This window comes from Pseudomonas sp. NUPR-001 (assembly GCF_052147955.1).
In the GTDB taxonomy this organism is placed as follows: Bacteria; Pseudomonadota; Gammaproteobacteria; order Pseudomonadales; family Pseudomonadaceae; genus Aquipseudomonas.
In genome coordinates this window covers 1,545,414-1,559,876 of record NZ_CP197353.1, presented here as the reverse complement: position 1 = coordinate 1,559,876, position 14,463 = coordinate 1,545,414, and the positions used below count along the sequence as shown (strand labels likewise).

At 60.5% G+C, this 14,463-nt stretch carries 15 protein-coding genes; 9 read left to right on the top strand and 6 right to left on the bottom strand.

Going from position 1 to position 14,463, the window contains the following annotated elements:
• Positions 1–86: 86 nt before the first annotated feature.
• The 3 genes from ACP6KB_RS07205 to ACP6KB_RS07195 form a co-directional block, all read right to left on the bottom strand.
• Complete coding sequence (locus tag ACP6KB_RS07205) at positions 87–1,745, bottom strand: cation acetate symporter (protein ID WP_442112905.1); 1,659 nt, start codon at positions 1,743–1,745, stop codon at positions 87–89.
• Positions 1,742–2,053, bottom strand: coding sequence for a DUF485 domain-containing protein (locus ACP6KB_RS07200; protein ID WP_442112903.1), 312 nt, complete (start codon positions 2,051–2,053; stop codon positions 1,742–1,744). Before ACP6KB_RS07200 ends, ACP6KB_RS07205 begins: the two co-directional genes overlap by 4 nt.
• A gap of 191 nt (positions 2,054–2,244) precedes the next feature.
• Positions 2,245–3,093, bottom strand: coding sequence for a glycine betaine ABC transporter substrate-binding protein (locus ACP6KB_RS07195; RefSeq protein WP_442112901.1), 849 nt, complete (start codon positions 3,091–3,093; stop codon positions 2,245–2,247).
• A 225-nt stretch (positions 3,094–3,318) separates the two neighbouring features.
• On the opposite strand from ACP6KB_RS07195, the gene ACP6KB_RS07190 reads away from it, so the two are divergent.
• Positions 3,319–4,866, top strand: coding sequence for a glycoside hydrolase family 17 protein (locus ACP6KB_RS07190; protein WP_442112899.1), 1,548 nt, complete (start codon positions 3,319–3,321; stop codon positions 4,864–4,866).
• Between the two features lie 93 nt (positions 4,867–4,959).
• Here ACP6KB_RS07190 and ACP6KB_RS07185 read toward each other — a convergent pair whose 3' ends face one another.
• The gene (locus ACP6KB_RS07185) at positions 4,960–5,316 is read right to left on the bottom strand and encodes a hypothetical protein (RefSeq protein ID WP_442112897.1); all 357 of its coding nucleotides are present in this window, start codon (positions 5,314–5,316) and stop codon (positions 4,960–4,962) included.
• 243 nt (positions 5,317–5,559) lie between these two features.
• Here ACP6KB_RS07185 and ACP6KB_RS07180 point away from each other — a divergent pair, with 243 nt between their 5' ends.
• Both ACP6KB_RS07180 and ACP6KB_RS07175 read left to right on the top strand, forming a co-directional pair.
• Complete coding sequence (locus ACP6KB_RS07180) at positions 5,560–6,858, top strand: serine/threonine protein kinase (RefSeq protein ID WP_442112895.1); 1,299 nt, start codon at positions 5,560–5,562, stop codon at positions 6,856–6,858.
• Positions 6,851–7,636, top strand: a complete 786-nt coding sequence (locus tag ACP6KB_RS07175) for an MlaA family lipoprotein (protein WP_442112893.1) — start codon at positions 6,851–6,853, stop codon at positions 7,634–7,636. The genes ACP6KB_RS07180 and ACP6KB_RS07175 overlap by 8 nt, the downstream gene beginning before the upstream one ends.
• A 72-nt stretch (positions 7,637–7,708) precedes the next feature.
• Here the strand turns inward: ACP6KB_RS07175 and ACP6KB_RS07170 are convergent, their stop codons facing one another.
• Positions 7,709–8,854 carry a patatin-like phospholipase family protein gene (locus ACP6KB_RS07170; protein ID WP_442112891.1) on the bottom strand — a complete coding sequence of 382 codons (1,146 nt, stop codon included), beginning with the start codon at positions 8,852–8,854 and terminating at the stop codon, positions 7,709–7,711.
• Between the two features lie 69 nt (positions 8,855–8,923).
• The gene (locus tag ACP6KB_RS07165) at positions 8,924–9,856 is read right to left on the bottom strand and encodes a lipid A biosynthesis lauroyl acyltransferase (protein ID WP_442112889.1); all 933 of its coding nucleotides are present in this window, start codon (positions 9,854–9,856) and stop codon (positions 8,924–8,926) included.
• A gap of 111 nt (positions 9,857–9,967) precedes the next feature.
• On the opposite strand from ACP6KB_RS07165, the gene minC reads away from it, so the two are divergent.
• The 6 genes from minC to ACP6KB_RS07135 all read left to right on the top strand — a co-directional run bounded on the left by minC (position 9,968) and on the right by ACP6KB_RS07135 (position 14,429).
• The gene (minC, locus tag ACP6KB_RS07160; RefSeq protein WP_442112887.1) at positions 9,968–10,732 is read left to right on the top strand and encodes a septum site-determining protein MinC; all 765 of its coding nucleotides are present in this window, start codon (positions 9,968–9,970) and stop codon (positions 10,730–10,732) included.
• Between the two features lie 98 nt (positions 10,733–10,830).
• Entirely contained in the window at positions 10,831–11,643 is an 813-nt protein-coding gene (gene minD / locus ACP6KB_RS07155; RefSeq protein WP_128325848.1) for a septum site-determining protein MinD, read from the top strand.
• A gap of 3 nt (positions 11,644–11,646) precedes the next feature.
• Complete coding sequence (gene minE / locus ACP6KB_RS07150; RefSeq protein ID WP_010224188.1) at positions 11,647–11,901, top strand: cell division topological specificity factor MinE; 255 nt, start codon at positions 11,647–11,649, stop codon at positions 11,899–11,901.
• Positions 11,902–12,059: 158 nt separating this feature from the next.
• A complete protein-coding gene (locus ACP6KB_RS07145; RefSeq protein ID WP_442112884.1) occupies positions 12,060–12,695 on the top strand; it encodes an RluA family pseudouridine synthase in 636 nt (211 codons plus the stop codon).
• Between the two features lie 134 nt (positions 12,696–12,829).
• A complete protein-coding gene (locus ACP6KB_RS07140) occupies positions 12,830–14,119 on the top strand; it encodes a M18 family aminopeptidase (protein ID WP_442112882.1) in 1,290 nt (429 codons plus the stop codon).
• Positions 14,120–14,264: 145 nt separating this feature from the next.
• Positions 14,265–14,429, top strand: coding sequence for a hypothetical protein (locus ACP6KB_RS07135; RefSeq protein ID WP_442112880.1), 165 nt, complete (start codon positions 14,265–14,267; stop codon positions 14,427–14,429).
• Positions 14,430–14,463: the final 34 nt, after the last annotated feature.

The following is a 14,463-nucleotide window of genomic DNA, read 5'->3' as shown; positions in this document are numbered from 1 at the left end:
GCCAAAGCAGTACGCATACTGCTCCAACTTGCGGCTTTGAGCTTAAAGCTTGCCGCTAGCAAGGCAGCCAAAGGCTGCCTTGCGCCTTAGTGCGACACCGCCCCGCTGGCACCCAGGCCAGTTTGCGAGCGAACGAACTGCGGGAAGAACAGCGCACGTTCTTCATCAGCCGCCTTGGACTTGTCAGTGATCGAGAAGAACCAGATCCCTGCAAACGCGATGAGCATCGAGAACAGCGCCGGGTACTCGTACGGGTAGATCGCTTTCTCGTGGCCAAGGATCTGTACCCAGATGGTTGGGCCGAGAACCATCAACGCCACCGCACTGACCAGCCCCATCCAGCCGCCGATCATGGCGCCACGGGTGGTGAGTTTCTTCCAGTACATCGAGAGCAGCAGAACCGGGAAGTTGCAGCTGGCAGCAATCGAGAACGCCAGGCCAACCATGAAGGCAATGTTCTGGCTTTCAAACAGAATACCCAGTGCGATAGCCAGCACAGCCAAAGCGATGGTGGTGATTTTCGAGACGCGAATCTCGTCCTTCTCGTTGGCTTTACCTTTCTTGATCACACTGGCGTACAGGTCATGCGATACCGCCGAAGCACCGGCCAGGGTCAGGCCGGCCACCACCGCCAGGATAGTCGCGAACGCTACTGCCGAGATGAAGCCGAGGAACACACTGCCGCCAACGGCGTTGGCCAGGTGTACCGCTGCCATGTTGTTACCACCGATCAGAGCGCCAGCGGCGTCTTTGAAATCGGGGTTGGTGCTGACCAGCAGGATTGCGCCGAAGCCAATGATGAAGGTCAGGATGTAGAAGTAACCAATGAAGCCGGTTGCATAGAACACGCTCTTACGTGCTTCTTTAGCATCGCTAACGGTGAAGAAGCGCATCAGGATGTGCGGCAGGCCAGCGGTACCGAACATCAGCGCCAGGCCCAGGGAGAAGGCCGAGATCGGGTCTTTGACCAGACCGCCAGGGCTCATGATCGCCTCACCTTTGGGGTGAACCTTGATGGCCTCGGAGAACAGCGCGTTGAAGTCGAAGTTGACGTGTTTCATCACCATCAGCGCCATGAAGCTGGCACCGGAGAGCAGCAGCACTGCCTTGATGATCTGTACCCAGGTGGTAGCCAGCATGCCGCCGAACAGCACGTACAGGCACATCAGGATACCCACCAGGATGACTGCAACCTGATAGTCCAGGCCGAACAGAAGCTGAATCAGCTTGCCCGCACCGACCATCTGCGCAATCAGGTAGAACGCCACCACCACCAGCGAGCCAGAGGCCGACAGGGTGCGGATTTCCTTCTGCCCCAGGCGATACGAGGCAACGTCGGCAAAGGTGTATTTACCGAGGTTACGCAGGCGCTCAGCGATCAGGAACAGGATGATTGGCCAGCCCACCAGAAAGCCGATCGAGTAGATCAGGCCGTCGTAGCCGGAAGTGAACACCAGCGCGGAAATACCCAGGAACGAGGCCGCCGACATGTAGTCACCGGCGATCGCCAGGCCATTCTGGAAACCGGTGATTTTGCCGCCAGCAGCATAGTAGTCGGATGCCGAGTTATTGCGCTTGGAAGCCCAATAGGTGATGCACAGCGTGCCACCGACGAAGGCGACGAACATGAGGATCGCCGACAGGTTCAAGGGTTGTTTATGCACCTCGCCGGTGAGGGCGTCGGCGGCCCACACGGCGGGTGCGAAAATGCCGAAGGCCAGAGTTGCCAGTAGACGCCGGATCATTGCTGAACCTCCTTGAGGATCGCTTTGTTCATCTCATCGAACTCACCGTTGGCGCGACGCACATAAATGCCGGTCAGTACGAATGCCGAGAGAATCAAGCCAACCCCCAGAGGAATCCCCCAGGTAACCGAAGACTCAGGGCTAAGCTTGGCACCCAATACCTGCGGGCCATAGGCGATCAACAAAATGAAAGCGGAGTAGAGGCCGAGCATGATCGCCGAGAGAATCCAGGCGAAACGTTCACGTTTTGACACCAGCTCTTTGAACCGCGAGCTGTTTTGTATCGAGAGATAAATGCTGTCGTTCATTGTTTTTGTCCTCGCAGCACAGATTAGGTAGTACCCGCTCCACTTTATGCTGCCTTTGGACGCACTCCAGACGACCTTAGTCTTAGATGCAAAACTGTTTTACCGATTCGGTAACAGCCAAAAAACACAGGGCCATCGCCCCCTGCTCGGAGCGATGGCCCTGAAAGACGCGCGCTAGAAGCTTCAAGCGTTTATTGAGCAGTCCATTCGGCGACACGCTCGGGGTGTTTGGCGACCCAGTCCTTGGCCGCAGCTTCGGGTTTTGCGCCCTCTTGAATGGCCAACATGACCTCACCGATCTCGTCCTTGGACTGCCAGTTGAATTTTTTCAGGAAGCCCGCCACCTCGGGCGCCTTGCTCGCCAGTTCCTTGCTGCCGATGCTGTTGACGGTTTCTGCAGCGCCGTACACGCCTTTAGGGTCTTCAAGGAATTTGAGCTTCCACTTGGCGAACATCCAGTGCGGCACCCAGCCGGTAACGGCAATCGATTGATGCTTGGCATAGGCGCGGCCGAGCTCCGAGGTCATGGCTGCGCCAGAGCTGGCTTGCAGCTTGTAACCACTGAGGTCGTAGTCTTTGATGACCTGATCGGTTTTGAGCATTACCCCGGAACCGGCATCGATCCCGACGATTTTTTTCTTGAAGCTGTCGTCTGTCTTCAGATCAGCCAGCGATTGCGCCTTGACGTACTCGGGGACAATCAAGCCGATTCTGGCGTCTTTGAAATTCGGGCCATAATCGACCACGTTGTCCTTGTTCTTGGCCCAGTAGTCACCGTGGGTCACTGGCAACCAGGCCGACAGCATGGCATCCAGCTTGCCGGTCGCCACGCCCTGCCACATGATGCCGGTGGCCACCGGCATCAGTTTGACGTCGTAGCCGAGCTTTTGCTTGATCACTTCAGCAGCCACATGGGTGGTCGCCACACTGTCGGACCAGCCATCGACATAGCCGATGCTCACTTCCTTGGCCGTCGCTTGCGCAGCAGCCACGGCCAACGCCAGCGCGGTGCCTACCCCCAGGAGTCGTCGCATTTTCATCAAAGCTTCCCCTCGTCACGTCACGGAAGCTGCATCATTAACCGCTGCCCCGCCCTGACCTGCTCTGACAGCGACCTCCAGCAACGCGAGAAGCGACATCACATCGCCAGCCACCTGTGCCGTTACATCAAGCAACATCCACCGCCGCTAACTTTACCAGCCAAGGCTTTAGACCGTGCCATTTGCAGGTACTATTGGCGGCTTTGCTCCCTGACGGTCTGATCCATGCACCCGACTGCCCGCTTCCCCCTGCTGCCTTATCTATTTGCCTGCCTGCTTGGCCTGTTTGCGCTGGGGGGGCTCTGGTATGGGCTGGGCAAGCCAGTCGTGCTGCCTGATGCCGCCAGTGCCTCGCACAAGCTGCAGTGCGCGTCCTACACGCCATTCGACAAAGACCAGTCGCCCTTCGACCAGCCCTTTCAATTGCGCCCGGCACGCATGGATGCCGACCTGGAACTGCTCGCCCAGCGCTTCGAATGTATCCGTACCTACTCGATGACCGGGCTTGAAGCCATCCCGGAACTGGCGCGCAAACACGGCTTGAAGGTCATGCTCGGTGCCTGGATCAACGCCAACCCGGTGGACACCCAGAAAGAGGTCAAGGCGCTGATCGCGTCGGCCAACGCCAACCCGGATGTGGTCAAGGCGGTGATTGTCGGTAATGAAACCCTGCTGCGCAAAGAAGTCACCGGCCCGCAACTGGCAGCCTTGATCAATCAGGTGAAGAGCCAGGTCAGCGTGCCGGTCACCTACGCCGATGTCTGGGAGTTCTGGCTGCAGCACCCGGAAATCGCCCCGGCGGTGGACTTCCTGACCATTCACCTGCTGCCTTACTGGGAAGATGATCCACGAGGCATCGACGACGCCCTGGTGCATGTCGGCGAGATTCGACAGGTGTTCGGCAACCGCTTTGCGCCCAAAGACATTGTCATTGGCGAAACGGGCTGGCCCAGTGAAGGCCGCCAGCGCGAAACCGCCCTGCCCAGCCGGGTCAACGAAGCGCGCTTCATTCGTGGCTTTGTGACCATGGCTGAACAACACGGCTGGCACTACAACCTGATTGAAGCCTTTGACCAGCCATGGAAGCGTGCCAGTGAAGGTGCGGTGGGTGGCTATTGGGGCTTGTACGACGCCGACCGCCAGGACAAGGGCATTCTCGAAGGACCGGTGAGCAACCTGGTGTTCTGGCCACAGTGGTTGATCGCCTGCAGCGTGCTGTTCGGTGCAACCTTGCTGCTGGCCGGTCGCGTTCAAGGTACGCGTGCAGCCCTGCTGTTGCCGCTGCTGGCTGCTCTGGGCGCCACTAGCCTGGGGTTGTGGGGTGAGCTGGTGCGCATCAACAGCCGCTTTGCCGGTGAGTGGATCTGGGCAGGCCTGCTGGCGGCGTTGAACTTCATCGTATTGGCCCACGCGGCCTTGGCCCTGGCGCAACGCCAAGGCTGGCGCGAGCGGGCCTTCGCCTGGCTTGAAGCACGGGCGGGCTGGTGGTTGCTGGCAGCAGGTTTTGCCGCAGCAGTGAGCATGCTGGCGCTGGTATTCGACCCGCGCTACCGCAGTTTCCCGAGCGCTGCCCTGGTGTTGCCGGCGGTGGTTTACCTATTGCGTCCGGTACGTGGACGGCGCGCCGAAATTGGCCTGCTGGCCTTCATCGTTGGCGCCGGCATCGCCCCGCAACTGTACCGTGAAGGTCTGAGCAACCAGCAGGCGCTGGTCTGGGCCGCGGTCAGTGTGCTGATGGTCGGTGCGCTGTGGCGCAGCCTGCGCCTGCGCTGAATGACCAGGTAGGAGCGGGCTTGCCCCGCGATAGCGGTGTATCAGGTATATCGCGATCGCGGGGCAAGCCCGCTCCCACTGACGGCAGAGACGTTAACGCCGGACCAGCCGCAACCCCGCCAGCACCACGACAAACACCGCGATGCTGGCGCTGTACAGCACCAACGCTGGAATCCCGAATACCAGCGCCAGCACCGCCAGACGCCAACCGGCCCGTGCAGGAATCACTTGGGCCAGCAATGCCAGGCCCAACGCCGTCCAGGCAATTACCCGAAAATGAATGAGCAAACCCAGGGTCGAACGCGCCTGGCATTGCCACACCTGCGCCTGCTCAGCACAAATGCCAACCCACTGCGCGTCTTCCATCAGGCCATAACGCACCCCGTAACTGGCCGCCAGCCACAACGGCAAAAACAGCAACAAAGTGATCAGCGGCAAACGGCGAGACATGCAAGGCTCCGGAATCTTCGAAATCGGCGCCCAGCATAATGCGCCGGGCCGTCTATGCAAGGCAAAAGCGCCAGTCTCGGCTACTTTGAACAGAAGATAAATGGAACCAATTGTTGCTGTGATATGTGGGGAAACGGCAACATCTTGGGTCATAAATGCTGGAGCGCCAGGCAACTTTGCCAGGGACACTATGGTCCTAGCCTGCGTAACGCACTTTGCTGCTGCTTTTTTTGGGGACCCGTCATGCTTCGATTACTACGCCTAGCCGCCTTGTCTGGCGGCCTCATCCTGAGTGCGTGCACTTGGGCACAAGATATCGATGCCGCCAGTTACGGCTACCCGCTGACCAACCCTTTCGAGGCGACGATCGCCTCCACGCCGCCCGACTTGCGCCCGCAGTTGCCCAGCGACGATGAGATCAACCAGTCCGACTACAGCCTGAACATGCGCCCGGAGCGCGCCTTCACCCTGCCCGACAATTTCTGGGCGGTGAAAAAACTCAAATACCGGATTGCCCGCCAAGACCATCCGGCACCGCTGATCTTCCTCATCGCCGGCACCGGAGCGCCCTATACCAGTAGCCTCAACGAATACCTCAAGAAGTTGTTCTACAAGGCCGGCTACCACGTTGTGCAGCTGTCTTCACCGACCAGCTTCGACTTCATCACTTCCGCCTCGCGCTATGCCACCCCCGGGGTTACCCGTGACGACGCCGAAGACCTGTACCGGGTGATGCAAGCGGTGCGTGCCCAACACCCGCGCTTGCCGGTCACTGAGTATTACCTCAGCGGTTACAGCCTGGGCGCCCTGGATGCAGCGTTTGTCAGCCATCTGGACGAAACCCGGCGCAGTTTCAACTTCAAGCGGGTGCTGTTGCTCAACCCACCGGTCAACCTCTACACCTCGGTCACCAACCTCGACAAACTGGTGCAGACCGAAGTCAAAGGCGTCACCAGCAGCACGACCTTTTACGAACTGGTGCTGAACAAGCTGACCCGCTACTTCCAGCAAAAAGGTTACATCGACCTCAACGACGCCCTGCTCTACGACTTCCAGCAGTCACGTCAGCACCTGTCCAATGAACAGATGGCCATGATCATCGGCACCTCGTTCCGCTTCTCGGCAGCCGACATCGCCTTCACCTCCGACTTGATCAACCGTCGCGGGCTGATCATCCCGCCCAAATACCCGATCACTGAAAGCAGCAGCCTGACCCCGTTCTTCAAACGGGCCTTGCAGTGCGACTTCGATTGCTACATGACCGAACAGGTCATCCCGATGTGGCGCGCCCGCACCGATGGCGGCAGCCTGCTGCAGTTGATCGATCAGGTCAGCCTCTACGCCCTGCAGGATTACCTGAAGCAAAGCAGCAAGATTGCCGTGATGCACAACGCCGACGACGTCATCCTCGGCCCTGGCGATATTGGTTTTCTGCGCAAGACCTTTGGTGATCGCTTGACCCTTTACCCCCATGGCGGCCATTGCGGCAACATCAACTATCGCGTCAACAGCGACGCCATGCTGGAGTTTTTCCGTGGTTAAACGCCTATTGATTGTCACTGCATTACTGGCCAGCGGACTGGCCCAGGCTGAAGAAACCGCTCCGCGTGCCAGCGTGGTTGACGCCGATGGTTTCACCGAGCCACTCAACGAGCTGAAGTTCAACCCGGGCCTGGACCAGCGTGAGTTCGAACGCTCGACCTTAGCGGCACTGAACGTCTACGACCCCTGGGAATCAATGAACCGGCGGATCTACCACTTCAACTACCGCTTCGACCAATGGGTGTTCCTGCCGGTGGTCGATGGCTACCGCTACATCACGCCAGGCTTTGTTCGCAGCGGTGTGAGCAACTTTTTCAGCAACCTGGGCGATGTGCCCAACCTGCTCAACAGTCTGCTGCAGTTCAAAGGCAAGCGCTCGATGGAGATCACCGCGCGCCTGATCCTCAACACCACCATTGGCGTTGCCGGCCTCTGGGACCCGGCGAGCAAAATGGGCTTGCCCCACCAGAGTGAAGACTTCGGCCAGACCTTGGGCTTTTATGGCGTACCCGACGGCCCTTACCTGATGCTGCCGATCCTCGGCCCGTCGAACATCCGCGATACCGGCGGACTGGCGGTGGACTTCAGCGCCGAAAACGCGATCAACTTCCTCAATGTTGCCGAAGTCAGCAGCAATCACCCGGAAGTGGTGGTACTGCGGGCGGTGGACAAGCGCTACACCACCCGCTTCCGCTACGGCCAGCTGAACTCACCGTTCGAGTACGAGAAAGTCCGCTACGTCTACACCGAAGCGCGCAAACTGCAGATAGCCGAGTAATCCCTGTAGGAGCGGGCTTGCCCCGCGATAGCGATTTGTCAGATGGATTGCAATCGCGGGGCAAGCCCGCTCCTACAGGCCGAGGAAGTTGCACAGCTCGCGGCGTTTGGCCAGGGCGTCGCGCCGCCCCAGTTCGATCAGTTCACTGCAGTAGCCGGCCTCGAACAGCAAATAGCTGAGCACCCCGGCACCGCTGGTTTTGGTCGCGCCCGGGCCGCGCAAGAACAAGCGCAAGGCGGCAGGCAGTTCGCGACGGTGACGTGCGGCGATCTCATCCAAGGGCTGGCTCGGCGCAACCACCAATACCTCCACCGGCGCCAGTCCCAGGCGCCGCCGTTCCAGGTGCTCGGGCATCAGGTGGCTGAGGTGGTTGAGGCGCTGCAACAGCTCGATGTCGTCTTCCAGGCTGTCAATGAACGTGCTGTTGAGCATGTGCCCACCGATTTGCGCCAGGCTCGGCTGCTGGCCACTGAAGATCCGCGCCCGTGGCTCGCCTTCGACCGGGCGCTGCGGGTTGCCGCTGACCCCGACCACCAGCACGCGACTGGCCCCCAGGTGCAGGGCCGGGCTAATCGGCGCCGACTGGCGCACCGCGCCATCGCCAAAGTACTCCTCGCCCAGTTTGACCGGCGCAAACAACAGCGGAATTGCCGAGCTGGCCAGCAAGTGCTCGACACTCAAACGGGTCGGCAGGCCGATTCGCCGGTGACGCAGCCAGGGATCGATCGCCCCCCTGCCTTGATAGAAGGTCACCGCCTGACCGGACTCGTAACCGAACGCCGTCACCGCCACGGCATGCAGGTGCTGCTGTTCCAGCGCACAGGCTATGCCATTTAGGTCCAGATGCATATTGAGCAGGTGGCGCAGTGGTGAACTGTCGAGCAGCGCTACCGGCACCGGTGCCCCCAGGCCGAGCAAGCTATGACCGACAAAGCGACTGGCCTGGCGAATCACCCCGGGCCAGTCGCTGCGCAACACCTGATGGCTGCGAAAACCTTGCCAGAAGGCGGTCAGGCGGCGGACGGCATCGGCAAAGTGCATCGCGCCACTGGCCAGAGTCACGGCGTTGATCGCCCCGGCCGAAGTACCAACGATCACCGGAAAAGGATTGGCCGCACCGGGTGGCAGCAGGTCGGCAATACCCGCCAGCACGCCGACCTGGTAGGCGGCGCGAGCGCCACCGCCGGAGAGGATCAATCCTGTGATCGGTGCTGACATCAAATCATCCTGGACATGTGTGGTGAATGGATCGCGGGGCAAGCCCGCTCTCACTGCCCCACGATGGGCTCAACGCCGCTTTTCGTAGAGCTTGGGCTCTCCCGGCGGACGCGATTTGAAGCGCCGGTGCGCCCACAGGTACTGCTCGGGGCACTCGCGCAAGGCCTGTTCAATCCATTGGTTGATGCGCAGGCAGTCTGCTTCTTCGGTCTCACCGGGGAAATCGGCCAGCGGCGGATGAATCACCAGCTTGTAACCGCTGCCATCGGCCAGGCGCTGCTGGGTGAAGGGAATCACCCGCGCCTTGCCCAGGCGGGCAAACTTGGTGGTGGCGGTAACCGTGGCCGCCTGGATGCCGAACAACGGCACGAACAGGCTTTGCTTGGCGCCGTAGTCCTGGTCTGGTGCGTACCAGATCGCTCGCCCGGCGCGCAGTAATTTGAGCATGCCGCGCACGTCCTCACGCTCGACAGCCAGCGAATCGAGGTTATGCCGCTCACGCCCACGGCGCTGGACGTAGTCGAACAGCGGGTTACCGTGCTCACGGTACATGCCGTCGATGGTGTGCTCCTGGCCAAGCAGGGCCGCACCGATTTCCAGGGTGGTGAAGTGCAGGGCCATGAGAATCGCCCCTTGGCCATCGCGCTGGGCAGCCTGCAGGTGCTCCAGGCCTTCGATGTGCGCCAGGCGCGCCAAGCGGGCCTTTGGCCACCACCAACTCATGGCCATTTCGAAGAAGGCGATGCCGGTGGAAGCGAAATTTTCTTTCAGCAAACGCTTACGTTCGACGGACGGTAGCTGCGGGAAGCACAGTTCCAGGTTGCGCCCCGCAATATAGCGGCGCTCCCCGGCAACCCGGTACATCAAAGCACCGAGGATGCGGCCGATCACCAGCAATACCCGGTACGGCAGCTGTACGATCAGCCACAGCAGCCCAAGGCCCAGCCACAGCGGCCAGAAGCGTGGGTGCAGAAAATAGAGACGAAAACGCGGGCGATCCATTAAAGATTCCGGAAAGACATTGGCCGGGCATTCTACAACGGTTCGGCACGGGTTGCGGCTAACCGGCGTTCTCGTTATAAGTCTGTGCACTTTTTCGCAACAAGTCGCCCTATGCAGACCATGAGCCAAACCCAAACGCCAGACCAAGACCCCGTGTTCCAGCTCAAGGGCAGCATGCTCGCCATTACCGTGCTCGAGCTTGCCCGGAACAACCTTGAAGGCCTCGACCGGCAGTTGGCGGCCAAAGTTGCCCAGGCGCCGAATTTCTTCAGCAACACACCGCTGGTGCTGGCCCTCGACAAGCTTCCCGCAGGCGAAGGCCCGATTGACCTGCCAGGGCTGATGCGCGTCTGCCGCCATCATGGCCTGCGCACCTTGGCCATTCGCGCCAGCCGCATCGAAGACATTGCCGCGGCGATCGCCATCGACCTGCCCGTACTGCCACCGTCGGGTGCGCGCGAGCGGCCGGTCGAGCCTGAGCCCGAGGTCAAGAAGGTCGAACCGGCACCGGCGCCAGTGCCTGCACCCGCACCGGAACCTGCGATCAAACCGACCAAAATCATTACCACGCCAGTGCGCGGCGGCCAGCAGATCTATGCCCAAGGTGGCGACCTGGTGGTGGTGTCGTCGGTCAGCCCGGGCGCGGAACTTCTCGCCGATGGCAACATCCATGTGTACGGTGCAATGCGTGGACGAGCGCTGGCCGGCATCAAGGGCAATACCCGGGCACGGATCTTCTGCCAGCAGCTGACTGCCGAGATGGTCTCGATCGCCGGGCAATACAAGGTCTCCGAAGACCTGCGCCGTGATCCTTTGTGGGGGATGGGTGTGCAGATCAGCCTGTCTGGTGACGTGTTGAACATCACTCGTCTTTAACGGATACTTGCCACCATTTTTAGCGCAACTTTTCTATATGTTGCCGTTTTTTGTATTTTTTGGGACTCGACGTCCTTTTTCATTAGGGGTGAAACACCTTGGCCAAGATTCTCGTGGTTACATCCGGCAAGGGTGGTGTGGGTAAGACCACCACCAGCGCCGCTATTGGTACCGGCCTCGCGCTGCGCGGTCACAAGACAGTCATCGTCGACTTCGACGTCGGCCTGCGTAACCTCGACCTGATCATGGGCTGCGAACGCCGCGTGGTGTACGACTTCGTCAACGTGGTCAACGGCGAAGCCAACCTGCAGCAGGCCCTGATCAAGGACAAGCGCCTTGAGAACCTCTACGTGCTGGCCGCCAGCCAGACCCGTGACAAAGACGCGCTGACCCAGGAAGGCGTGGAAAAAGTCCTGATGGAGCTCAAGGAGCAATTCGAATACGTGGTCTGCGACTCCCCGGCCGGTATCGAGAAAGGTGCTCACCTGGCCATGTACTTCGCTGACGAAGCGATTGTCGTGACCAACCCGGAAGTCTCCTCGGTACGTGACTCGGACCGCATGCTCGGCCTGCTGGCGAGCAAATCGCGCCGCGCCGAACGCAACGAAGACCCGATCAAAGAACACCTGCTGATTACCCGCTACCATCCAGAGCGCGTCAGCCAGGGCGAAATGCTGGGCGTCGAAGACGTCAAGGAAATCCTCTCGGTTGCCCTGCTGGGTGTGATTCCGGAATCCCAGGCGGTGCTCAAGGCATCCAACCAGGGTGTGCCGGTGATCCTCGACGATCAGAGCGACGCCGGCCAGGCCTACAGCGACACCGTAGATCGCCTGCTGGGCAAAAATGTGGAACATCGGTTCCTTGATGTGAAGAAGAAGGGATTCTTCGAGCGCCTGTTTGGAGGCAACTAACCAATGAACCTTTTTGACTTCTTTCGTGCCAGCAAAAAAGTAAGCACCGCCTCGGTCGCGAAAGAGCGTCTACAGATCATCGTGGCGCATGAGCGCGGTCAGCGCAGTACTCCGGACTACCTGCCAGCCCTGCAGAAGGAACTGGTGGAGGTAATCCGCAAGTACGTCAACATCGGCTCCGATGATGTGCAGGTCGCTCTGGAAAACCAGGGCAGCTGCTCGATCCTGGAACTCAACATCACCCTGCCCGATCGTTGATCGGCGCACACGGGTAACCTGCCACGGCGACGGTTGGGGCTGGTGTAGGAGCGGGCTTGCCCCGCGATGACGATGTCTTTGAACAATCGTCATCGCGGGGCAAGCCCGCTCCCACATTGGTGTCATCCGTCGCCGTTGGCGTTTGCAGAGAACTCGCAATGCCGCTGTCCAATGTTCACGTCCTCTATGAGGATGACGCCATCCTGGTGATCAATAAACCGACCCTGCTGTTGTCGGTGCCCGGGCGGGCCGAAGACAACAAGGATTGCCTGATCACTCGCCTGCAGGAAAACGGCTATCCCGATGCCCTGATCGTCCATCGCCTGGACTGGGAAACCTCAGGGATCATCCTGCTCGCTCGCAACGCTGACAGTCACCGTGAACTGTCACGACAGTTCCATGACCGCGAAACCGAGAAGGCCTATACCGCTTTGTGCTGGGGCCAGCCGTCGCTCGACAGCGGCAGCATCGACCTGCCCTTGCGCTACGATCCGCCGACCAAACCCCGCCATGTGGTCGACCATGAACACGGCAAGCATGCCCTGACCTTCTGGCGCATCGTCGAACGCTGCGGCGATCACTGCCGCGTCGAACTGACGCCGATCACCGGCCGCTCGCACCAGTTGCGCGTGCACATGCTTTCGATTGGTCACCCGCTGCTTGGCGACCGGCTGTACGCATACCCCGAAGCCCTCGCCGCCCATGAGCGCTTGTGCTTGCATGCAAGCATGCTCAGCTTCACCCACCCGGTGTCCGGTGAGCGCCTGCGCTTCGAGTGCCCGGCGCCGTTCTGATTCACAACCCGGTGGAAGCGGGCTTGCCCCGCGATGCGCTGCGACAGACAGACCGCAATCGCGGGGCAAGCCCGCTCCTACCGGCAGAGCGCCCAAGTACGTTAAACTCGCGCCACTGCTGTCTGGAGTGACCTATGCGTGATGCACTGAACCAAGGCCTGATCGACTTTCTCAAAGCCTCCCCTACGCCGTTTCATGCCACCGCGGCCCTGGCCCAGCGCCTGGAAGCCGCCGGTTACCAGCGCCTGGACGAGCGCGACAGCTGGGCCACGGTGGCCGGCGGTCGTTATTACCTGACCCGCAACGACTCATCGATCATCGCCTTCAAGCTCGGTCGCCATTCGCCGCTGCTCGATGGTATTCGTCTGGTTGGTGCCCACACCGACAGCCCGTGCCTGCGGGTCAAGCCGCAGCCAGAGCTGCAGCGCCAGGGTTTCTGGCAGCTGGGCGTGGAAGTCTACGGCGGTGCCTTGCTGGCGCCGTGGTTCGACCGCGACCTGTCGCTGGCCGGGCGCGTTACCTTCCGCCGCGACGGTAAGGTTGAAAGCCAGCTGGTCGACTTCAAACTACCGATTGCGGTGATCCCCAACCTGGCGATTCACCTCAACCGCACCGCCAACGAAGGCTGGCCGATCAATCCGCAGACCGAGCTGCCGCCAATCCTGGCCCAGGTTGCCGGTGACGAGCGCGTCGACTTCCGTGCTCTGCTGACCGACCAACTGGCGCGCGAGCATGATCTGAACGCCGACGTGGTGCTGGACTACGAGCTGAGCTTCTACGACACCCAAAGCGCCGCCGTGATCGGCCTGAACGGTGAGTTCATCGCTGGCGCCCGTCTCGATAACCTGCTGTCGTGCTACGCCGGCCTGCAGGCCCTGCTCAACGCCGACAGCGACGAAACCTGCGTACTGGTGTGCAACGACCACGAAGAAGTCGGTTCCTGCTCTGCCTGTGGCGCCGATGGCCCGATGCTGGAGCAAACCCTGCGCCGCCTGATGCCCGATGGTGACGACTTCGTCCGCGCCATCCAGCGCTCGCTGCTGGTTTCGGCCGACAACGCCCACGGCGTGCACCCCAACTATGCCGACAAGCACGACGGCAACCATGGGCCCAAGCTCAATGCCGGGCCGGTGATCAAGGTCAACAACAACCAGCGCTACGCCACCAACAGCGAGACGGCGGGCTTCTTCCGTCATCTGTGCATGGCCGAAGAAGTGCCAGTACAGAGTTTCGTGGTGCGCAGCGACATGGGTTGCGGCTCGACCATCGGCCCGATCACCGCCAGCCACCTGGGTGTGCGTACTGTGGATATCGGCCTGCCGACCTTCGCCATGCACTCGATCCGCGAGCTGTGCGGCAGCCATGACCTGGCGCACCTGGTCAAGGTGTTGACGGCGTTCTACCGTAGTCGCGATTTGCCTTGAAGTTATCGCGGGGCAAGCCCGCTCCTACCGCAATGTAGGAGCGGGCTTGCCCCGCGATAGAGACCTCTACTGACCTCAGTCAGCCTCCCCCACACCGATACCCGCTATGCTTGCAGCATAAATCCGTACCCAAGGACCTTGCCGCATGTCAGCTTTTCAATCCCTGTTCCTTCCGGTCATCGCCGGCCTGATTCTGCTGACCGTTGGTTTCAGCATGCGCGACCGCAACATCGGCGTGTTCATGATGTGGATCGGTACCCTTGGCATGATTGGCATCATGTGCTGGAAGATCCTCGAGAAACTCAACTGACAAATACACTACACTCGGGCGATTGATCGTTGTG